We start from the raw sequence: 21,867 nt of genomic DNA, 5'->3' as shown, positions 1-21,867 counted from the left end.
CGGCGCGATTCATCGCGTACACCTGCAATGCAGGCGTATCTAACCTGAAACGGTTCAATTATTCCTGCAGTAATAATCCGCCAGTGCAAAATTTGTGACGTAGATCCAATATTCAGCCACTCACTTGATCGCAATCATTCCCGTTATTCCTCTCTTGCATTACTCTAGCTGAACCGTTTCAGTTGTGAGCGAAATCGTGCATCTCACTCATGTGGGTAAGCAATAATTCCCTGTACAAACCGGTGTGAAACGCTCAGGCTAATCGGCACGTTTTTTCGGGTGTGGTTGAAGGTAGAGATGACCGTTCGCGTAGCAATAAATGGTTTTGGTCGTATCGGGCGTAATGTGTTGCGTGCCCTGTATGAAACCGGTCGCCGGGCTGAGATCACCGTGGTCGCCATTAACGAGCTGGCAGACGCCGCCGGTATGGCGCATCTGCTGAAGTACGATACCAGCCACGGTCGCTTTGCTTTGGACGTGCGCCAGGAGCGCGATCAACTGTTTGTTGGCGACGACACCATTCGCATCCTGCATCAGGCTGAAATTGATGCGCTGCCGTGGCGCGAACTGAATGTGGATATCGTGCTGGATTGTACCGGGGTGTACGGTAGCCGCGCTGATGGCGAAGCCCATTTGGCGGCGGGCGCGAAGAAAGTGTTGTTCTCGCATCCGGGCGGCAACGATCTCGATGCCACAGTCGTATTCGGTGTTAACGAACAAGCTCTTAAACAAACTGACCGCATTGTCTCCAACGCATCCTGCACCACCAACTGCATTATTCCGGTGATCAAGTTGCTGGATGACGCCTTTGGCATTGAGTCGGGCACCGTGACCACCATTCACTCGGCGATGCACGATCAGCAGGTGATCGACGCCTATCACAGCGATCTGCGTCGTACCCGCGCCGCCAGCCAATCGATCATTCCGGTAGATACGCGTCTCGCTGCTGGCATTACCCGTATTTTTCCGAAATTTAACGATCGCTTTGAGGCGATTGCCGTGCGCGTGCCCACCATCAACGTGACAGCCATTGATCTGAGCGTGTCGGTGCGCGAAGCGGTGAAGGCGTGTGAGGTCAACGCGTTGCTGCAAAACGCGTCAGAAGGGGCGTTTCGTGGTATAGTTGACTATACGGAATTACCGTTAGTCTCAGTAGATTTTAACCATGATCCGCACAGTGCCATAGTCGATGGCACGCAAACGCGGGTCAGTGGTCATCACCTTATCAAAACGCTGGTTTGGTGTGACAACGAATGGGGCTTTGCTAACCGCATGATCGACACCACGTTAGCAATGGCCGCAAGCGGTTTCAGGTAAGACGCGGACTGCGTCTGGCAAAACTTATGAGAATCAACGAGAGGGTTCACCATGTCTGTAATTAAGATGACCGATCTGGATCTTGCTGGTAAACGCGTTCTGATCCGTGCCGATCTCAACGTGCCAGTGAAAGAAGGGAAAGTGACGTCAGATGCACGTATTCGTGCTTCTCTGCCTACCATCGAAGCGGCGTTGAAACAGGGCGCGAAAGTGATGGTTACCTCTCACCTGGGGCGTCCGACCGAAGGTGAATACAACGAAGAGTTTTCCCTGCTGCCGGTTGTTAACTACCTGAAAGATAAACTGAACGGCACCAACGTTACCCTGGCAAAAGATTACCTCGACGGCGTTGAAGTCGGCGCGGGTGAATTGGTTGTGCTGGAAAACGTGCGCTTTAACAAAGGCGAGAAAAAAGACGAAGAAGGGCTGTCGAAGAAATATGCCGCACTGTGCGACGTGTTCGTGATGGATGCCTTCGGTACCGCGCACCGCGCACAGGCTTCTACCCACGGCGTGGGCAAATTTGCCCCAATCGCGTGTGCCGGTCCGCTGCTGTCAGCTGAGCTGGAAGCGCTGGGCAAAGTGATGAGTAATCCAGAGCGTCCGCTGGTTGCTGTGGTTGGCGGTTCTAAAGTGTCGACCAAATTTGATGTGCTGCAGTCGCTGGTGAAGATTGCTGACACCGTGATTGTCGGCGGCGGTATCGCGAATACCTTCGTGGCTATCGATAACAACGTCGGTAAATCACTGTACGAGCCAGACTTCGTCGAAGCGGCAAAAGGTCTGCGTGATCAGTTTGGTATCCCGGTTCCTACTGATTCTCGCGTAGGCACGGAATTCTCTGAAACTGCCCCGGCAACCGTGAAAAAGGTTTCCGAAGTGGCGGATAACGAAGAGATTATGGACTTCGGCGACGAAACCGCACAGGCGATGGCCGCGATTCTTAAAGGCGCGAAAACCATTCTGTGGAACGGTCCGGTTGGCGTGTTTGAGTTCCCGAACTTCCGTAAAGGTACCGAAATCGTGGCAAATGCTATCGCCGATAGCGATGCATTCTCGGTGGCAGGCGGCGGCGATACGCTGGCTGCAATCGATCTGTTCGGTATCGAAGATAAGATCTCTTACATCTCTACCGGCGGCGGCGCATTCCTCGAGTTCGTGGAAGGTAAAAAACTGCCAGCAGTTGCTATGCTGGAAGAGCGCGCGAAGCAGTAACTCTTTGGGGGCGACGCTTGGGCGTCGCCTGAAGGCTAGCCCTTTATGGGGCAAACAAATCGCAATCCCTTCGGGGATGAACGGTAACGAAACGGGACACAAACATGTCTAAAATTTTTGATTTCGTAAAACCCGGCGTTGTCACTGGTGACGACGTTCAGAAAATTTTCCAGGTAGCGAAAGAGAACAAATTCGCTCTGCCAGCAGTTAACTGCGTCGGCACGGATTCTATTAACGCGGTATTGGAAGCTGCGGCCAAAGTGAAAGCGCCGGTCATCGTTCAGTTCTCCAATGGTGGTGCTGCCTTCATCGCCGGTAAAGGTTTCAAAACCGACAAGCCGCAGGGCGCGGCTATCTTCGGCGCTATCGCGGGTGCATACCATGTGCATCTGATGGCTGAACAGTACGGTGTGCCAGTAATCCTGCATACCGACCACTGCGCCAAGAAACTGCTGCCGTGGATCGACGGTCTGCTGGACGCGGGTGAAGAGCACTTCAAGAAAACCGGTAAGCCGCTGTTCTCTTCTCACATGATCGACCTGTCTGAAGAGTCACTGGAAGAGAACATCGAGATTTCTTCTAAGTATCTGGCGCGCATGGCCAAACTGGATATGACCCTGGAAATCGAACTGGGTTGTACCGGTGGCGAAGAAGACGGCGTGGACAACAGCCACATGGATGCTTCTGCGCTGTACACTCAGCCAGAAGACGTTGATTACGCTTACACCGAGCTGAGCAAAATCAGCCCACGTTTCACCATCGCTGCTTCATTCGGTAACGTGCACGGCGTGTACAAGCCAGGCAACGTGAAACTGACGCCGACCATCCTGCGTGATTCTCAGGAATACGTGACTAAAAAACACAACTTGCCGCATAACGCGCTCGATTTCGTGTTCCACGGCGGTTCAGGTTCATCTCCAGAAGAAATCAAAGAATCAATTGGTTACGGCGTAATTAAAATGAACATCGATACAGATACCCAGTGGGCAACATGGGACGGTATTCTGAAGTTCTACAAAGAAAACGAAGCATATCTGCAAGGCCAATTAGGCAACCCTAAAGGCGTGGATAGCCCGAACAAGAAATATTATGATCCACGCGTATGGCTGCGCTCAGCGCAGGCTTCCATGGTGACTCGCCTGGAGCAGGCTTTCAAAGAGCTTAACGCTGTCGACGTACTGTAATTTTTCCGTACAGTACAAAAAAGGCCCGCAAGGGCCTTTTTTTATGCGTCTCATTCAGAAAATCCCACGAATTCAGGCCATTTTTGGCGCTTCGCCTTATTTTTGTTTACCCTTGTATTCGGAGTGTCGGAGTCAATCTGGCAGTTTTTGGCAATTTCCCGCGGGAAACTCAACAACAGGGCTAACAAATGGAAGATTTACATGTCGTTGATGGCATTAATAGTGCTGGTGGATGGCTGATACGTAATCAGGCGTTGATCCTGAGCTATGCGGTCAATATTGTGGCGGCGATTATTACCATCATCATTGGTATGTTCATTGCGCGCATCGTCTCCAATGCGATTAACCGCGTTCTGCTGGCGCGTCATATTGATGCCACTGTGGCAGATTTCCTTTCTGCAATGGTGCGCTACGGAATTATCGCTTTTACCGTCATTGCTGCACTGGGACGCGTTGGCGTACAAACCGCCTCTGTGATTGCCGTGCTGGGTGCTGCTGGCTTGGCTGTGGGTTTGGCGCTGCAAGGTTCGCTGTCCAACCTGGCTGCTGGCGTGCTGTTGGTGACCTTCCGCCCGTTCAAAACCGGTGAGTTTGTCGATCTCGGCGGCGTGATGGGTACCGTACAGAACGTGCAGATTTTCTCCACTACGCTGAAAAGCGCTGATGGCAAAATCGTGGTGGTACCCAACGGTAAAATTATCGCCGGCAATATCGTTAACTATTCACGTGAACCGATCCGTCGCAACGAGTTCATTATTGGTGTGGCTTACGATGCGGATGTCGATCAGGTTATTAGCCTGTTGCGTGAAGTGGTTGATGCGGACGAGCGCGTACTGCAAGACCTCGGCGTACAGATCGGCCTAAATGAACTGGCGGCTTCATCGCTCAACTTTGTGGTGCGTTGCTGGAGTAAAAGCAGCGATCTGCAAAACGTCTATTGGGATCTGATGAAGAACTTCAAACGTACGCTGGACGCGAACGGCATCGGCATTCCTTACCCGCAGATGGATGTGCATCTGCATCAGGTGAAGAGCGAGCAACAACAGCCTGCACGCAGCGAATAATAGAGAAGGGCACCTGCGGGTGCCTTTTTTATTACTCATGCTAATAGCCTATTAAATATTTCAATTTCCTCTAATATCTTCGCGTCACTATACTGCATCGCACCTCCCCAGTAATTAAGGTATTTCCGTGTTATCTGTTTATTTACAAGGGCTTGCCCTTGGTGCTGCGCTGATTTTGCCGTTAGGCCCGCAAAATGCTTTTGTGATGAATCAGGGCATTAAGCGCCATTACCACCTGATGACCGCATCGCTATGTACCCTTAGCGATATTGCGCTGATCTGTGGTGGGATTTTTGGCGGCAGCGCGTTGCTGAATCAATCGCCTCTCTTACTGATGCTGATCACTTGGGCGGGCGTGGCGTTTTTGCTGTGGTACGGTTGGGGCGCGCTGCGCGCTGCATGGCAAGGTGATGTGTCGCTGGCATCTGATGCGGAGATAAAGCAAGGGCGCTGGCGCATCATCGCTACTATTCTGGCGGTGACCTGGCTCAATCCGCACGTCTATCTCGACACCTTTGTGGTGCTCGGCAGCCTCGGTAGCCAGCTTCCGTCTGAAGACGCGCGTCGTTGGTTTGCATTTGGCACCGTGAGTGCCTCAATTATCTGGTTCTTCGGCCTGGCGCTGCTGGCCGCGTGGCTGTCGCCGCGGCTGCGCACCGTGCGGGCGCAGCGCATTATCAATTTGCTGGTCGGCGGCGTGATGTGGTTTATCGCCATTCAGCTGGCGCGTCAGGGCATTGCTGCACTCTAATGCAGATGTAATCCGTACAGTGCGGGCAGCGCGCCCGCACTGGCGAGCAACTCCAGTCGAATCTGGCTAAAAATCACGCCTTCTGGCACCGCGTGATGACACAGCGAGTGATGATTTTCCGTCACGTCTGCCAAAAGCATCTCATCCAGCCATACGCGATAATGTGTGGTGCAGTGCGGTGTCACAGCCTGTGCGTGGCCCATTTGCACCGTTTCCATCGCATGGTCGAAGTCGTTGTCAAACAGCAAGGTAATGTGTTTCGCCTGCTGCGGTTCATTCCAATGCCAGCTGACGTTGGGATGCGTGTCATCCTGCGCCGGCACCCAGCAGTTAGTGTGCTGTTCCGGGCGCAGCTTGCCGTTGAGCAGATAGTCGCGGTGCCAAAGCTGCAGCGGCGTTTCCAGCGCAAAGGCCAGCAGGATTTGCTGTGGAGCCCGGCGCGGCAGCCAGAAATCAAACTCATCAACGCCGTAATCGCCATCGTTAATCTGGCGTGTGCGTTTCGCCACGCGCGGATTGAGACTGTTGAACACCATCATCACGCCCGGCAAACGCTGGCTGGTTAATGCAACCTCAATCGCAGCGTTCTCCTCAAAGGCGATAAATACATAGCGATCGCATTCGGCGCGATAATCAAAGCTCAGTCGATAAGTGCCTTGCTCAGTAACCGTGATACTTTGCGTGCTCAGTTGGCAGTCGCCACAGGTATTGGCCGGATTAGCGCTGGTGAGCAGCGATACCTGTAATTTCTGCGCGTTGGCGGCACGCAGCTGCACGCTGATTGCCGGCAAGCGTTCGCCCGCTTTGAGCGGCAGCAGCAACGCACAGCGAGATTGCAGCGGCTGCCAACCGGCATCGGCGGGCAGGGCGCGCAACTCTAAGGTGCTGCTCACCGTGACATACGCCTGGCGCGCTGGGTTGGCCAACGGATGTCGCGGGATAAACGCACCCTGACGCAGCAGATGCTGCTGCAGTTGCCCAACGCGCTCAGGCTGCGCCAGTTCGGCGGGCGTGATCTGCTGTTGCTGGCACAGCGCCGCCGCGCGGCCCACCACTTCGCCCAGCACGCCGCAGGTGCACATGACGCGTGCGCTGCCAAAGGCGACGTGCGTAGCGGAGATCAGTCGGCCGGTGAGCAGCAGATTGTCCAGCGACTGGCTGTAGAGCGCGCGGAAGGGAATGGTGTAAGTCCCTTTGCTGTGGAACTGACGACATCCATCGTGTTCGCTGTAGACGCCGTCGGCCGGATGCAGATCAATCGACCAGCCGCCATATGCCACTGCATCGTAGTGGTCGCGTTGTTCGATGATGTCCTGCTGGCACAGCATCGTCTCGCCGAGAAAACGCCGGCTCTCGCGCTTGCCGGGAATCAGGCCAACCCATTCGATGGTGAGGTTATCGGCATCGGGAAATTCACCGGAGTTTTTGATGTAATCCCACACGCCCCAGACAATTTTCCACAGTTCCCACTTGATGGTTTCGCTCTCATGCACGGTATCGAGCCGTCCGCCCCATTCCAGCCACCATAAATCGCAGCCGTTCAGCTCTGAACTCAGCCGTTTATAGCGCGGAATGGCGGTGATCTCTTTCAGTGCGAAAGAGGGCGCAATGAAGCGTACCGGTTGTGCCGTGCGCTTGGTGTAGAAGTAAATGGAATGACCGAGCTTGTGGCCGAAATTCTCGCCCGGCGCCATCTTCTCGCCAAACTCCTCCACCGATTCCGCGCCCACGCGATGCGTCGCACCGGCCAGATAGCCCAATACGCCATCGCCGCTGGCATCGATAAATTGTGTAGCCGAAACCTGATAATGCGTTTGATTAATGGCATTGAACGCCTGCACTGACAGCAAACGGCGGCCAGATTTTTCGATATCGGTCACCACCGTATTGAGCAGCAAAGTCAGGCCGGGCTGCGCCTGTACGATGTCCAGCAGCACCATATCGAACAGTACCGGATTGCCCTCTTTATTGCGCCACAGGTTCTCCTCCATGATCTCGCCCATGATGCCGCCTTCGCGCGCCCAGCGATTGTTATTGCCCATGTGTGAGGTCGCACCGTTGGCCCACAAGCGCACTTCGCTGGAGGCGTTGCCGCCCAGCACCGGGCGATCCTGAATCAGCACCACATCAAGGCCATCGCGTGCGGCGGCCAGCGCGGCACACACGCCCGCCAGTCCACCGCCGACGATCAATAACTCCGCTTGTAGTCGTTGTTGCGGAAAGTGGCGCTCATTTTGCGTAGAGAAAGTCTGCATCATTTCATTCCTCTGACTCTAAGGCTAAGATTGGAGTTTGCCCGCCGCAGGTGATCTATGTCTTCTCAACCGAACCAAAGCCTGATTGACGGTATTCGCTGTCTGCAATATCTGGTGTCCAGTGATAAGGCCGTGGGTTGCCGTGAACTGGCGCGCCAGATGGGGATGAACAGCACGCGTGTGAATCGACTGCTGATGACCATGGCGTCGATTGGACTGACGACGCAGGATGAGCATCGACGCTATCTGCCTGGCCCCGGTATTCACGCGCTGGCGGCACAGGCGATTCGCGGATCTTCGCTGTTCGCGCAGGCGTTGCCGCAGCTGGAACGCCACGCGCCGCGCGATATCGTGGTGGCGCTGGGCGTGCTGTGGGAGGATCAGGTGATCTATATCTGGCACTCGGAACCCGGTGAACGCATCAACGCCAGCCAGGCGCTGGCCGGTTTCCGTATGCTGCCCGCGTGGCAATCGGTGATTGGCGTGTCGTTGCTGGCGGCGGAAAGTGACGAGGCGCTGCGCCCGCGTTTTAGCGAAGAACAGTGGCTGCAAATCGCGCCGCTGCTGGCGCGTAAGCGTGCTGAGGGTTACCTGATCTGGCACCGCGATGATGGCGAAATCAGCATGGCGCAGCCGATTGATCACAATCGCGCGGCATTGGCGTTCGCCAAAATCTGGCAGGACGATGAGGCGCACCTCGCGCAGCGCCTGCAACAATTGCAATCGCTGGCGCAAACCGTGTTCACCCCGCGCTAACATGATCGATTTTCCCGACAATAAACAGGTAACTGCAGATGCCAATCGCGGCCAGCACGGCGATAAATGCCAGGGCTGGCGCGAAGTTATCGCCGTCGATTAACGCACCAATGGCAATCGGCACCACGATGGATGACAGCGCACCGGTAAAGTTAAATACGCCGCCCGCCAGACCAATCAAGTGGCGCGGCGCCAACGCCGTGACAAACACCCAGGTAATGGTCGCCAGGCCGTTGCCGAAAAACGCCAGCGACATAAACAGAATAATCAGCGTGGAATCGTTGGTGTAATTGGCGCCAAGGATAAACAGCGTCAGGAACAGGCCGAGAATCACCGGTAGCTTGCGCGCCACGCTGGCGGAGATACCGCGACGTATCATGCGATCTGAGGCAAATCCGGCCAGCAGCACGCCGCAGAAGGCGGCGAAGTAGGGCACCGAAGCAACGTAGCCGCTTTTGATGAAGCCCATGTGACGATACTCCACCAGATACGTCGGGAACCAGGTGAGGAAGAACCAGAAGGTGGCGGAAATTGTGAACTGGCCAATGTAGATGCCGACCAATTTACGACTGCGGAACATCTGCGCCAAATCGCCCCAGCGCGCTATGGGCTGCTGCGAATTTTGTCGACTCTCCAGCAGCGCACCGTTGTCACGCAAATAGCTGAGCTCAGCTTTTGACACGCCTTGATGCTGATTCGGCTCGCGGTAGAGCCAATACCACACCAGCGCCCAAATCATCCCCGCAAGTCCGGTGATCAAAAACAGTCCGCGCCAGCCAAAAGCATCCTGCAGATGAAACAGCAGCGGCGTCATACACGCCAGGCCGACAAACTGCGCTGAGGAGTAAATGCCGATGGCACTGGCGCGCTCTTGCACCGGAAACCAGCTGGAGATCACCCGGTTGTTCGAGGGCATCACCGGCGCTTCAAAAGCACCGACGCCGAGCCGCAGACCAAATAGCGCGCCAAAGCTGTTAGCAAGCGCGTGCAGCGCGGTGATCAGCGACCAGGCAAATAAACCGACGCCATAAACGACGCGCGCGCCAAGACGATCGATGAGGAAGCCGCCGGGGATCTGTAGCGCAGCGTAGATCCAGCCAAAGGCGGAAAAGATCAATCCCATCTCCATGGGCGAGAAGCGCAATTCGCCAGCCATTGCCGTAGCGGCAACCGACAGGTTAGTGCGATCCATATAGTTGATAATGATGTTAATAAACACCAGACCGAGCATCAGAAAGCGCGTGCGTCCCGCGCGAGCGCTGGCAACGGTTTGGCTAAGTGGCTGTTCTGTCATTGGCAACTCTCCCGAACTCAGAGGTGTTTCTTTAATAGAAACGAATAAGTGTTTTATTGGCGAATCCGTACAGCTAAATTTGCGATCGCGGCTACGTTAAAAAGGAGATTGCTCGAACTTTTGAGCCGTTTACTAATCAGATAAGCACACATGTTAATGTGTTTTGGGTTTAGCCATAATGGCGACCTGCAAATTGAATCCCTCAAGGAGGACTTTCGTGAAACTGAAAGCACTGGCGCTGGCCGCCGTAATGAGCACGGGCGCACTGTCCGGTTTAGTTCAGGCAGGCGAATTGCCAAATGGACCGCATGTGGTGACTTCTGGACAGGCAAGCGTTGATGCCACGCCAGATCTCGCGACGCTCGCGATTGTGGTGAATGTTTCGTCGAAAGACGCGGCAGAAGCGAAGAAACAAGCTGATGATCGCGTGGCGCAATATTTCGATTTCCTGCAAAAGAACGGTATCGAGAAAAAAGATATTGATGCGGCAAACCTCAGCACGCAGCCAGAGTACGATTACACCAAAGAAGGTAAGTCGGTACTGAAAGGCTATCGTGCCGAGCGTCAGGTACAGGTAACGCTGCGCCAGCTGGACAAACTCAACGAGCTGTTGGATGGCGCGTTAAAATCTGGCCTGAATGAAATTCGTTCGGTCGAGTTAGGTGTGGCGAATCCGGACAGCTACAAAGAGAAGGCGCGTAAAGTAGCCATCGCTAATGCTACGCAGCAGGCTAACGCGCTGGCAGAAGGGTTTAACGCTAAGTTAGGTTCGGTTTACAGCATCCGCTATCACGTGGCGAACTATCAACCGATGCCGATGGCGCGCATGTATAAGGCCGCCGCAGTACAAGCTGATACCACCGCGCAGCAAACTTACGAGCAGCAGAGCATTCACTTTGACGACCAGGTAGATGTCGTCTTTGAAATCAAACCAAACACGCCGTAAGGTTTGATATCAGGTCGCCATGAAGGGCGACCTGATCTTTACGCTGGCAACACATCCTGACGCAGCACGCGATGTCCGTGCGCAATCAGCGCGTCGGTCACGCTGCGCATCAAACGACTTTCCGGCGCAAACCGGTGCCAGTACAGCATACGACGCTGATACAGGCCTGGCGTCAAATCCACCAGTTCACCTTGCGCTAACTCGCGCTCAATCTGCAGATGCGGAATCATACAGCACACCGAACCCTGACGCGCCAGCTGCACAAAGGCTTCTGACGAGTTAACGATGTGGCAAGGCACGCTGCCCGGCGACAGGTCAAAGTTCTGCTGTAAAAACGCCTGATGCATATCGTCCAGATGATCAAATGCCACCGCCGGCGCTTTCAGCAGCGCAGAGCGTGTTACGCCGTTCGGGAAATAGCGAGCAGCAAAATCAGGTGAGGCGCAGAACAGATAATCGAGCGCACCCAGTTGATCCACCAGACAGCTTGGCAGCGGCTGCGGCTGAATACTCACCGCGCCGACCACTTCACCGCGACGTAGACGTTCCTGCGTGCGGGTTTCATCTTCTACCTGCAAATTCAGGCGCACTGGCGAATCGGCCAGCACGTCTTTCAGCGCGGGCAGCAGCCAGGTGGCCAGGCTGTCGGCGTTGACCGCCAGCGACAGCAACAGCGGCGTGGTTCCACCGTTATCATCACCCAGCCACTCCTCTTCCAGCAGTTCAACCTGATGCAACAACGCCAGTAACTTTTGTCCCTGCTCGGTCGGACGCGGCGGCACGGTGCGCACCAGCAGCGGCTGACCAAATAAATTTTCCAGCTGTTTAATACGCTGCGAAACCGCCGATTGGGTAATGCAGAGTTTTTGTGCCGCACGCTCAAAGCCGCGCTCGCGAATCACAGCATCCAGCGCCTGAAGCGTTCGATAATCCGGGCGTTTCATTGTTGTTCTCTCTCGTTCAGGGTGGACATTACTATGCCATAAAACTGTCAAATTGTGCTGCGGCGCATTTTTTGCGGGCTGGCTTCCAAAGCGTTAATTCGGCTGTCTAACAGTCGCGCTTTTTTACAGCGCCTTGTTTTATACTACGCGCACTTCGATGTCGCACAGGTTTTAAACATACCATGACCCAGGATGAACTGAAAAAAGCGGTAGGTTGGGCAGCCCTGCAGTACGTAGAACCCGGCACCATTGTCGGCGTAGGCACGGGATCGACAGCAGCGCATTTTATTGATGCACTCGGCACCATGAAGAATCAGATTGAAGGTGCGGTTTCCAGCTCGGAAGCCTCAACGGAGAAATTGAAAGCGCTGGGCATTCACATCTTCGATCTCAACGAAATTGATGAACTGTCGGTGTACGTTGATGGCGCCGATGAGATCAATCCGCAGATGCAGATGATCAAAGGCGGTGGCGCAGCGCTGACGCGTGAGAAAATCGTTGCGGCGGTGGCGAAGAAATTTGTCTGCATTGCCGATGCATCGAAAGAAGTTGATGTGCTGGGCCATTTCCCGCTGCCGGTTGAAGTGATTCCGATGGCGCGTTCGTATGTGGCGCGTGAACTGGTCAAACTCGGTGGCTTGCCGGAGTATCGCCAGAACGTCATTACCGACAACGGCAACATTATTCTCGACGTGCATAATCTGCGTATTCTCGATCCCATTGAGCTGGAAAAAACCATCAATGCGCTGCCAGGCGTAGTGACCGTTGGCCTGTTTGCGGGACGTGGTGCGGATGTCGCACTGATTGGTACCGCAGAAGGCGTGAAAACCATCGTAAAATGATCTGTCCGGCGCGCGTAATGCGCCGGTTATTTCCATCCGCAAAACATCTTTTCTCACCAGGCTGAAATTTAGTGACTTATGTCACAAAAGATTCATCAGCAGTAAGTTCGTACTTCGTCCATTAAGGATGTCACGATTTTGTACGGCATTGTGCTGTCTCCGCGTGGGCGCGTGCTGGCTCCCAGGCAATCGTTTGTATTGCTGCGCACGAAATTTTTGATATTTTGACAGAAGGCTACCTTATGGTAGTCCTCATTGAATTCTGAATAGGGTCGGGAAATGGCAAAGGTATCACTGGAAAAAGACAAGATTAAGTTCCTGCTGGTGGAAGGCGTTCACCAGAGTGCGCTGGAAAACCTGCGTGCAGCAGGCTACACCAACATCGAGTTTCACAAAGGGGCGCTGGATGCGGAGTCGCTGAAATCCTCCATCCGCGATGCGCACTTCATTGGTATCCGTTCCCGTACCCAACTGACTGAAGAGATCTTTGCTGCCGCAGAAAAGCTGGTAGCAGTCGGCTGCTTCTGTATCGGTACTAACCAGGTTGATCTCGCTGCAGCGGCGAAACGCGGTGTGCCGGTGTTCAACGCGCCGTTCTCCAACACCCGTTCTGTTGCAGAGCTGGTGATTGGCGAAATGCTGCTGATGCTGCGTGGCATTCCGGAAGCCAACGCCAAAGCGCACCGTGGCATCTGGAATAAAGTCGCCAACGGTTCGTTTGAAGCTCGCGGCAAGAAACTGGGCATCATCGGTTACGGCCACATCGGCATGCAGCTGGGTGTACTGGCAGAAAGCCTCGGTATGCACGTGTTCTTCTACGATATCGAAAGCAAGCTGCCGCTGGGTAACGCCACTCAGGTGCGTCATCTCTCCGATCTGCTCAACATGAGCGACGTGGTCAGCCTGCACGTTCCTGAAACGCCATCCACTCAGAACATGATTGGCGCGGAAGAGCTGGCGCTGATGAAGCCGGGTGCGCTGCTGATCAACGCCGCGCGCGGTACCGTGATCGATATTCCGGCGCTGTGTGATGCCCTGGCGAATAAACATCTGTCCGGTGCCGCTATCGACGTCTTCCCGGTCGAGCCTGCGACTAACAGCGATCCGTTTAACTCACCGCTGTGCGAGTTCGATAACGTGATCCTGACGCCGCACATTGGTGGTTCAACGCAGGAAGCGCAGGAAAACATCGGTATCGAAGTGGCTGGCAAGCTGGCGAAATACTCCGACAACGGTTCTACGCTGTCTGCGGTTAACTTCCCGGAAGTCTCACTGCCGATGCATGCGGCAAGTGCTAGCCGTCTGCTGCACATCCATGAAAACCGTCCGGGTGTGCTGACCGCTATCAACCAGATTTTTGCCGAGCAGGGCATCAACATCGCCGCGCAGTATCTGCAAACCACGCCAATTATGGGCTACGTGGTGATCGATATTGATGCTGAGCAGGATGCAGCGGATAAAGCGCTGCAGGCGATGAAGGCGATTCCGGGCACCATCCGCGCCCGTTTGCTGTACTGATTAAACAGGGCGCCATTGGCGCCCTTTGTTTTTCCTGCTCACGCTTCCCACTGCCACAGTTTCGATGGCGTCAGTATCGCGGGGAGCGGCACATCCCAGGCGGCAACCGGCAATGCTTCTACGCGCTGACAATCATGTGCGATGCCCAGCGGAAGAAAACCATGCTGCTGCCAGTTTTGCAGCGTGCGATCGTAGAATCCGCCACCCATTCCCAAACGTTGGCCAGCATAGTCAAACGCCACCAGCGGCACCAGCATCACATCCAGCTGATCCAACGTGGCCAGTTGCGTGATATCCAGCGGCGGTTCCGGGATGTGAAGTTTATTTGGCGCGAGTGGCGTTTCTGGCGTGTAACGGATAAACAGCAGATTGCCCGGCGAGAAGGGATGAAGCACCGGTAAATAAACCTGCTTTTTTTGCTGCCAAAGTTTGGCGATCAGTGGGCGGGTGTTGATCTCTCCATCGACAGATAAAAACAGCGCAATGCGTTGGGCATTAGCGATCGGTGCAATGTTAATGGCGTGTTCAGCCAACTGATCGGCGGCTTGTTCCTGTTGCTCAGACGTGAGATTACGGCGCAAATGGCGCACATGCTGACGGATGTCTTGACGGTCGAGAAGGGAGGGCGCTGGCATGATATCTAAATCCCCGGAATAATCGCTTCTTAAAAGCGATTATATCATGCGAACCGGGGAAACAGACTTGCTACTAAATGGAGATCTCCGAGATGCCGCCGCAGGCTGTAACCCTTGAACCCTTGGTTCAAGGTGAACATGCCGTCACAACTATTAGGCTTCTCGGACGGACCGAGCATGCGCACAAATTGTGGAGCGTCACATTCTGTTGGTATGAAATATCGGCTCAGGGGACTGGCCCGCTTGCAAACATCTCAGAGAAAATTTACTTCACCGTCACTCTAGCATGAGGACCATGAAGCTTTATTCAAAATTAGGGCCCTGGCGGTCAGTTATGCGACCTTGCTCTACTAACGCTTGTTCAATGGTCTGCTGCAGCATGCGGATACGTTGTTCCATGTTTGCTGCATAGTCGCGCGTCTTACCTTTCTCTTGTGCCAACTCGTGGCAGATGTTTAACGCGGCGATGAACACCAGTTGCTCTGTATTGGTGACTCTAGTGCGAACTTTTAAATCTTGCAACCGTTGATTGAGATCCTCTGCGGCCAGATTCAGCGCATCTTGCTGTTCAGGCGGGCAATTCACTCTTAACGAACGACCAAAAATTTGAATATCTACTGGTTGTGCAGACATGCCACCATCCTAACTGATTACTTCGATCGCATCTCCCTTACCGGTCAATGGGTTGGGAGGTGCGAAACTATATATACCCGAGTTATAAGTTACAACCCCTTTTCTGGAAACCCAGAGGCACCTGGTGGTAGCATAACACGAACTTATTCTGCCAACGACGACCAAAGCTTATGTCTTTACAGAACGCAACGCCGAGTTACAACGCGCTGGCCGCGGCCCTTTCACAGCAGGGCGTGGGCATGACGCCAGCCGAAATGCATGGTCTCCTTTCCGGGATTCTGTGCGGCGGCAATCAGGATACCAGCTGGAAAACCATGGTTCACGATCTCACCAACGAAGGCATGGCATTTTCGCAGAGCCTGTCTCAGCCGCTGCAGGCGCTGCATGAAAGCCTGGCGACCACGTTGGAAGACGAAGGTTTTATGTTCCAGCTGATGTTGCCGGAAGATGATGACATCACGGTATTCGATCGCGCGGATGCGCTGGCCGGTTGGGTAAACCACTTCCTGCTCGGTTTGGGTGTCACGCAGCCGAAGCTGGAGAAAGTGACCGGCGAAACTGGCGAAGCGATTGACGATCTGCGCACCATCGCACAACTTGGCTATGACGAAGATGAAGATCAGGAAGAGCTGGAGCAGTCACTCGAAGAGGTGATTGAGTACGTGCGCGTTGCCGCTCTGCTGTGCCATGACACCTTCACGCGTCCGCATCAGCCAACGGCACCAGAAGTACAGAAACCTACGCTACATTAAGCGCGTCAATGCGGGTGCGTTGTGGCCCGTCTTCAACAGGGAGTGCAAACATGATTACCTTGGATACGTTTCAACAACGTCGTCAGGCGCTGATTGCCCGCATGGCGCCAGGCAGTGCGGCGTTAATTTTTGCTGCACCTGAAGTGACGCGCAGCAACGACACCGAATACAGCTTTCGTCAAAACAGCGACTTCTGGTACTTCACCGGTTTTAATGAACCGCAGGCGCTGCTGGTCTTAATCAAAAGTGATGATAAGCACAATCACAGTGTGCTGTTCAATCGCGTGCGTGACCTGACGGCCGAAATCTGGTTTGGTCGCCGCCTTGGCCAGGATGCCGCACCGGCGAAACTGGGTGTCGATCGCGCTTTGCCGTGGGATGACCTCGGCGAGCAGCTGCATCAACTGCTCAACGGCCTAGATGTGGTTTACCACGCGCAGGGCGAATACGCAGAAGCCGATCGGCTGGTGTTCAGCGCGCTGGACAAACTGCGTCGCGGCTTCCGTCAAAACCTTAGCGCGCCCGACACAGTTACCGACTGGCGTCCGTGGGTGCACGACATGCGCCTGTTCAAAAGCGCAGAAGAGATTGAGATTCTGCGCCGCGCCGGAAAAATCAGCGCGCTGGCGCACACGCGAGCGATGCAAGCCTGTCGTCCGGGCATGTTCGAATATCAGCTGGAAGGCGAAATTCATCACGAATTCAATCGCCACGGCGCGCGTTTCCCCTCGTACAACACCATTGTCGGTTCGGGCGAAAACGGCTGTATTCTGCACTACACCGAAAACGAATCGGAAATGCGCGATGGCGACTTAGTGCTGATTGACGCAGGCTGTGAATTCCACGGCTACGCGGGCGATATCACCCGCACCTTCCCGGTCAACGGCACCTTCAGCGAGCCGCAGCGCGCCATCTACGACATCGTGCTGGCTTCGCTCTACAAAGCGTTGTCGATGTTCCGTCCGGGCATCAGCATCCATGACGTTAACGACGAGGTGGTGCGCATAATGATTACCGGCCTGGTCGATCTCGGCATTCTGGATGGTAACATCGATACGCTGTTTGAAGAGCAGGCGCATCGTCCGTTCTTCATGCACGGTTTGAGTCACTGGCTGGGGCTGGATGTGCACGATGTCGGCCATTATGGCACGCCAAGCCGCGACCGCGTGCTAGAGCCGGGCATGGTGCTGACGGTTGAGCCTGGCTTGTATATCGCGCCAGATGCCAAAGTACCGCCACAATATCGCGGCATTGGCATTCGCATCGAAGATGACATCGTCATCACCGCCGACGGCAACGAAAATCTCACCGACAGCGTAGTCAAAGACGCTGACGCGATTGAAGCCTTGATGGCGGCGGCACGTCACGCATGAGCATTTTGATTGCCGGCGGCGGCATGACCGGTGCGACTCTGGCGCTGGCGATTTCACATCTGACGCAAGGCCAACTGCCGGTTACCCTGATTGAGCGCAGCCAGCCCGACAGCCGCGCGCATCCCGGTTTCGATGGACGCGCGATTGCCCTGGCGGCTGGCACCTGTCAGCAGTTAGCGGATATCGATCTGTGGCGCTCGCTGGCCGATTGCGCCACGCCCATCACCGATATTCACGTTTCCGATCGCGGTCATACCGGCTTCGTTTCGCTTAAAGCGCAAGATCATCAGGTGCCTGCGCTCGGTCAGGTGGTTGAACTGTTTGATGTCGGCCAGCGGCTGTTTCAACGCCTGCAGAAAGCGCCAGGCGTCACGCTGCGCTGCCCGGATCATGTAACTTCGGTAGCGCGTACGGCGGATAATGTGCAGGTGATGTTGAACAACGGCGAACAGCTGGCAGGCGCATTACTGGTGGCCGCCGACGGTTCGCGTTCACCTTTAGGCGCGTCCTGCGGTATCACCTGGCAGCGCGACGATTATCAGCAGTTGGCGGTTATCGCCAACGTGTCGACGCAGTTGCCGCATCAGGGCCGCGCCTTTGAGCGCTTTACCGAATACGGCCCGCTGGCGCTGTTGCCGATGTCCGGCAACCGCATGTCGCTGGTGTGGTGCCACCCGCTTGAGGCGCAAGCAACGATTAAGCAGTGGGACGATGCGACCTTCCTGCAAGCACTGCAGCGCGCATTCGGCTGGCGTCTGGGGCGCTTCACGCATACCGGTCAACGCGAGCATTATCCGCTGGCGCTGCAAACCGCTGAACGTCAGGTGACACATCGTCTGGCGCTGGTGGGCAACGCGGCGCAAACGCTGCATCCCATTGCCGGACAAGGCTTCAACCTGGGTCTGCGCGACGTGATGTCGCTGGCGGAAACGCTGGCAGGCGCATATCGTCAGCAGCAAGATCCCGGCAGTTTCGCGGTATTACAGCATTTTGCCGCGCGACGTCAGCCCGATCGTGCCGCCACTGTTGGCGTCACTGACGGTTTAGTCCGACTGTTTGCTAACCGCTATGCGCCGTTGGTAGCAGGACGAAATCTTGGGCTGGTGGCGATGGACCATCTGCCTTGGCTACGAAATCCACTTGCCGCGCGCACGCTCGGCTGGGTTAAGCGTTAAGCACGAATTAAGGGGCAGCAATGCAAACTTTTGATGTGGCAATTGCCGGAGGCGGCATGGTGGGTTTGGCCGTCGCCTGCGGACTTCAAGGCAGCGGCTTACGCGTTGCCGTGCTGGAAAAAGCACCCGAGCCACAGTTTGATCCGGCGGCCAATGCGTCGATTCGCGTCTCCGCCATCAACGCTGCCAGTGAACGTCTGCTGCAAAAGCTCGATGTCTGGTCGAGCATCCTGGCGCTGCGCGCCAGCGCCTATCACGGCATGGAAGTGTGGGATCAGGACAGCTTTGGCTCAATCAGCTTTGATGATGAGCAGCAGGGTTTATCGCATCTTGGCCATATTATTGAAAACGAAGTGATCCATAGCGCGTTGTGGCAGCGTGCCAGTCAGAGCAGCGATATTACGCTGTTTGCCCCGGCGCAGCTGCAGCAAGTGGCGTTTGGCGACAACGAAGCCTTCATTACGTTGCAGGATGGCAGCATGATGAGCGCACGTTTGCTGGTGGCGGCCGACGGCGCCAATTCGTGGCTGCGCGATAAAGCGGATATCCCGCTGACTTTCTGGGATTACGAGCATCACGCGCTGGTGGCGAACATCCGCACCGATATGCCGCATGATGCGATTGCGCGTCAGGTGTTTCACGGCGACGGTATTCTGGCGTTCCTGCCGATGCAGGATCCACACTTATGCTCGATCGTCTGGTCGCTCGCGCCACAGGAAGCGGCACGCTTGCAATCAATGCCGGAAGCGCTATTTAATCAGCAGCTGTCGGTGGCGTTTGATATGCGTCTTGGCTTGTGTCAGGTCGAGAGTGAACGTAAAACCTTCCCGTTGACGGCACGTTATGCGCGTAACTTTGCCGCGCACCGTTTGGCGCTGGTCGGCGATGCCGCCCACACCATCCATCCGCTGGCCGGGCAGGGCGTAAATCTCGGCTTTATGGATGCGGCTGAATTAATTGGTGAAATTCGTCGATTGCATCAGGAAGGCAAAGACATTGGTCAGCATCTCTATCTGCGTCGCTATGAGCGCAGCCGCAAGCACAGTGCGGCGATGATGCTGGCGGGGATGCAGGGTTTCCGCGAGCTGTTTGCTGGCACCCATCCCGCGAAAAAGCTGCTGCGTGATGTTGGCCTCAAACTCGCCGACACGTTACCTGGCGTTAAACCGCTGATGCTGAAACAGGCGATGGGGCTTAACGATCTACCCAGATGGATACGCTAATCATCTCAGCTGACGGCGCCCAATTGGGCGCCGTTTTTCTTTGCTGCACCCCAATGATGCAGTGATGCACCGCAATCGCGCCTCGTTTGATTTATTCTAATTTGACGCCTTAATTCGCATTAGATTAATTCATGTCATAGCCCTGCGCATGCCGGACCATTTCTTAATCCTGTGGCGTGTATTCCCTCAATTTGCTGCATGAAAGTAATTTAGTCGTATTTTGTGCGAGGCTAATCACAATAATGCAGTGATTTATGCTGGGCGCTGTTCGATGATTTGATGAAAGGTGGTAGTGTTTCGCCCTCGTTTTCCTCATGGTTAATTGCCACATTAGGTGATAACTTCAGCACAAAGAGAACGTTTGCGTCAGCCTCATTAGGCGACGCAGGCGCGTCACACTCACTTGTCTTCACAGGATGGTTATGACTCAGCAAACGCCTCTATTCGAACAGCATCAGGCAAGCGGTGCACGCATGGTGGACTTCCACGGCTGGATGATGCCGCTGCATTACGGCTCGCAAATGGATGAGCATCACGCGGTGCGTAACGATGCCGGCATGTTTGATGTTTCCCACATGACCATCGTCGATCTGCACGGCGCACGCACCCGCGAATTCCTGCGCTATCTGCTGGCAAACGATGTCGCCAAGCTGACCCAGCCGGGCAAAGCCCTGTATACCGGCATGTTGAATGCCTCTGCTGGCGTCATTGATGATTTGATTGTTTACTTTATGAGCGAAGATTTCTTCCGTCTGGTGGTGAACTCCGCTACGCGAGAGAAAGATTTAGCCTGGATTAAACAGCATGCGCAGCCGTTTGGCGTTGAGCTGACCGAACGTGACGATCTGGCGCTGATTGCGGTGCAAGGTCCAAACGCGCAGCAGAAAGCACAAACGCTGTTGAGCGCCGCTCAGCGTGATGCCGTTGCCGGCATGAAACCCTTCTTTGGCGTGCAGGCCGAAAACCTGTTTATCGCTACCACCGGCTACACCGGCGAAGCGGGTTATGAGATTGCCATGCCAGCGACTGAAGCCGCCGCTTTCTGGCAGCAGCTGTTGGCCGCAGGCGTTAAACCGGCTGGACTCGGTGCGCGTGACACGCTGCGTCTGGAAGCGGGCATGAACCTGTACGGTCAGGAGATGGATGAGGGCGTTTCGCCGCTCGCCGCCAATATGGGCTGGACCATCAGTTGGGAACCTGCCGATCGCGATTTCATTGGCCGTGATGCTCTGCAAGCGCAGCGCGAGCACGGCACCGAACAGCTGGTTGGCCTGGTGATGACCGAAAAAGGGGTGCTGCGTAACGGGTTAACGGTGCGCTTCACCGATCAACAAGGTCAGCCGCAGCAAGGTATTATTACCAGTGGTTCCTTCTCACCAACCCTGGGTTACAGCATCGCGCTGGCGCGTGTGCCAGCCGGCATTGGTGAGCAGGCGATTGTGGAAATCCGCAACCGTGAAATGCCAGTGAAAGTCACCAAACCGATTTTTGTTCGCGCCGGTAAGCCGGTTGCCCAGTAATTTTTTTTCAGGAGAAATGGCCAATGAGCAATGTGCCAAATGAATTGAAATACCGCGATAGCCACGAATGGGTCCGTAAAGAAGCCGACGGCACCTTCACTGTGGGTATCACCGAACACGCACAGGAACTGCTGGGCGATATGGTGTTTGTCGATCTGCCAGACGTCGGTGCCACCTTCGCGGCCGGAGATGACTGCGCCGTTGCGGAGTCGGTGAAAGCGGCTTCAGACATCTACGCGCCACTGAGCGGTGAGATTGTTGCGGTGAACGACAATCTGGGCGATTCGCCAGAGCTGGTGAACAGCGCGCCGTACGCCGATGGTTGGCTGTTCCGCATCAAAGCCAGCGACGAATCAGAACTCGACGCGATGCTGGATGCCGATGCCTATAAAGCCGCAATCGACGAGTAACCGGTAGTGGCAGAAGGTGGCGCGCTGCGTCGCCTTCTTTTTTATCTGCCTGATTTAACG

20 protein-coding genes and 1 other RNA gene are annotated in these 21,867 nt (G+C 55.1%); 15 read left to right on the top strand and 6 right to left on the bottom strand.

Translation table 11 applies throughout. The annotated features are described in order from the left end of the window. Positions 1–297 precede the first annotated feature (297 nt). The 5 genes from epd (at position 298) to argO (ending at position 5,531) form a co-directional block, all read left to right on the top strand. Positions 298–1,317 carry an erythrose-4-phosphate dehydrogenase gene (gene epd / locus DEU53_RS18490; RefSeq protein ID WP_110868002.1) on the top strand — a complete coding sequence of 340 codons (1,020 nt, stop codon included), beginning with the start codon at positions 298–300 and terminating at the stop codon, positions 1,315–1,317. Between the two features lie 51 nt (positions 1,318–1,368). Beyond that, on the top strand, positions 1,369–2,532 hold the full coding sequence (pgk, locus tag DEU53_RS18485; protein ID WP_101761937.1) for a phosphoglycerate kinase: 1,164 nt from the start codon (positions 1,369–1,371) through the stop codon (positions 2,530–2,532). Positions 2,533–2,636: 104 nt separating this feature from the next. After that, positions 2,637–3,716 (top strand): class II fructose-bisphosphate aldolase, encoded by a 1,080-nt coding sequence (fbaA, locus tag DEU53_RS18480; protein WP_110868001.1) that lies wholly within the window; start codon positions 2,637–2,639, stop codon positions 3,714–3,716. 188 nt (positions 3,717–3,904) lie between these two features. Beyond that, on the top strand, positions 3,905–4,780 hold the full coding sequence (mscS, locus tag DEU53_RS18475; protein WP_101761939.1) for a small-conductance mechanosensitive channel MscS: 876 nt from the start codon (positions 3,905–3,907) through the stop codon (positions 4,778–4,780). Positions 4,781–4,907: 127 nt separating this feature from the next. Further along, complete coding sequence (gene argO / locus DEU53_RS18470) at positions 4,908–5,531, top strand: arginine exporter ArgO (protein ID WP_110868000.1); 624 nt, start codon at positions 4,908–4,910, stop codon at positions 5,529–5,531. Here the strand turns inward: argO and DEU53_RS18465 are convergent. Then, positions 5,528–7,786 (bottom strand): FAD-dependent oxidoreductase, encoded by a 2,259-nt coding sequence (locus DEU53_RS18465; protein WP_370445573.1) that lies wholly within the window; start codon positions 7,784–7,786, stop codon positions 5,528–5,530. The two genes, argO and DEU53_RS18465, sit on opposite strands and share 4 nt — an antisense overlap. A gap of 57 nt (positions 7,787–7,843) precedes the next feature. Between DEU53_RS18465 and DEU53_RS18460 the strand changes: the two genes are divergently transcribed. Further along, complete coding sequence (locus tag DEU53_RS18460) at positions 7,844–8,542, top strand: transcriptional regulator (RefSeq protein WP_101761942.1); 699 nt, start codon at positions 7,844–7,846, stop codon at positions 8,540–8,542. Here the strand turns inward: DEU53_RS18460 and DEU53_RS18455 are convergent. Further along, a complete protein-coding gene (locus DEU53_RS18455; protein ID WP_110867998.1) occupies positions 8,529–9,836 on the bottom strand; it encodes an MFS transporter in 1,308 nt (435 codons plus the stop codon). The two genes, DEU53_RS18460 and DEU53_RS18455, sit on opposite strands and share 14 nt — an antisense overlap. A gap of 217 nt (positions 9,837–10,053) precedes the next feature. On the opposite strand from DEU53_RS18455, the gene DEU53_RS18450 reads away from it, so the two are divergent. Beyond that, positions 10,054–10,782, top strand: coding sequence for an oxidative stress defense protein (locus DEU53_RS18450; protein WP_101761944.1), 729 nt, complete (start codon positions 10,054–10,056; stop codon positions 10,780–10,782). A 38-nt stretch (positions 10,783–10,820) separates the two neighbouring features. Here DEU53_RS18450 and DEU53_RS18445 read toward each other — a convergent pair whose 3' ends face one another. Then, entirely contained in the window at positions 10,821–11,726 is a 906-nt protein-coding gene (locus DEU53_RS18445; protein ID WP_007890292.1) for a LysR family transcriptional regulator ArgP, read from the bottom strand. Positions 11,727–11,908: 182 nt separating this feature from the next. Between DEU53_RS18445 and rpiA the strand changes: the two genes are divergently transcribed. Both rpiA and serA read left to right on the top strand, forming a co-directional pair. After that, positions 11,909–12,568: a ribose-5-phosphate isomerase RpiA gene (gene rpiA, locus DEU53_RS18440; RefSeq protein WP_110867997.1), complete on the top strand. Its 660-nt coding sequence runs from the start codon at positions 11,909–11,911 to the stop codon at positions 12,566–12,568. A 279-nt stretch (positions 12,569–12,847) separates the two neighbouring features. Then, positions 12,848–14,086: a phosphoglycerate dehydrogenase gene (serA, locus tag DEU53_RS18435; protein WP_110867996.1), complete on the top strand. Its 1,239-nt coding sequence runs from the start codon at positions 12,848–12,850 to the stop codon at positions 14,084–14,086. Positions 14,087–14,124: 38 nt separating this feature from the next. On the opposite strand, the gene DEU53_RS18430 is transcribed toward serA, so the two are convergent. The 3 genes from DEU53_RS18430 to zapA form a co-directional block, all read right to left on the bottom strand. Continuing rightward, positions 14,125–14,721: a 5-formyltetrahydrofolate cyclo-ligase gene (locus DEU53_RS18430; RefSeq protein ID WP_110867995.1), complete on the bottom strand. Its 597-nt coding sequence runs from the start codon at positions 14,719–14,721 to the stop codon at positions 14,125–14,127. Positions 14,722–14,801: 80 nt separating this feature from the next. Further along, positions 14,802–14,985, bottom strand: a non-coding RNA gene (gene ssrS / locus DEU53_RS18425) — 6S RNA. Between the two features lie 39 nt (positions 14,986–15,024). Then, positions 15,025–15,354, bottom strand: a complete 330-nt coding sequence (zapA, locus tag DEU53_RS18420) for a cell division protein ZapA (protein WP_007890288.1) — start codon at positions 15,352–15,354, stop codon at positions 15,025–15,027. A gap of 170 nt (positions 15,355–15,524) precedes the next feature. On the opposite strand from zapA, the gene DEU53_RS18415 reads away from it, so the two are divergent. The 6 genes from DEU53_RS18415 (at position 15,525) to gcvH (ending at position 21,807) form a co-directional block, all read left to right on the top strand. Further along, positions 15,525–16,106, top strand: a complete 582-nt coding sequence (locus tag DEU53_RS18415) for a YecA family protein (protein WP_101761948.1) — start codon at positions 15,525–15,527, stop codon at positions 16,104–16,106. Between the two features lie 50 nt (positions 16,107–16,156). Further along, positions 16,157–17,479 carry a Xaa-Pro aminopeptidase gene (gene pepP / locus DEU53_RS18410; RefSeq protein WP_110867994.1) on the top strand — a complete coding sequence of 441 codons (1,323 nt, stop codon included), beginning with the start codon at positions 16,157–16,159 and terminating at the stop codon, positions 17,477–17,479. Beyond that, positions 17,476–18,654, top strand: a complete 1,179-nt coding sequence (gene ubiH, locus DEU53_RS18405; protein WP_110867993.1) for a 2-octaprenyl-6-methoxyphenyl hydroxylase — start codon at positions 17,476–17,478, stop codon at positions 18,652–18,654. Before pepP ends, ubiH begins: the two co-directional genes overlap by 4 nt. Before the next feature lie 20 nt (positions 18,655–18,674). Further along, positions 18,675–19,877, top strand: coding sequence for an FAD-dependent 2-octaprenylphenol hydroxylase (gene ubiI, locus DEU53_RS18400; protein WP_101761951.1), 1,203 nt, complete (start codon positions 18,675–18,677; stop codon positions 19,875–19,877). A 422-nt stretch (positions 19,878–20,299) separates the two neighbouring features. Next, entirely contained in the window at positions 20,300–21,397 is a 1,098-nt protein-coding gene (gene gcvT, locus DEU53_RS18395) for a glycine cleavage system aminomethyltransferase GcvT (RefSeq protein WP_110867992.1), read from the top strand. Positions 21,398–21,420: 23 nt separating this feature from the next. Further along, a complete protein-coding gene (gene gcvH, locus DEU53_RS18390) occupies positions 21,421–21,807 on the top strand; it encodes a glycine cleavage system protein GcvH (protein ID WP_110867991.1) in 387 nt (128 codons plus the stop codon). The last annotated feature ends 60 nt before the right edge of the window (positions 21,808–21,867 follow it).

Origin of the sequence: Pantoea sp. AG1095 (assembly GCF_003208415.1) — a bacterium.
Taxonomy (GTDB): domain Bacteria; phylum Pseudomonadota; class Gammaproteobacteria; order Enterobacterales; family Enterobacteriaceae; genus Pantoea; species Pantoea leporis.
This window is presented reverse-complemented; position numbering and strand designations above follow the sequence as displayed.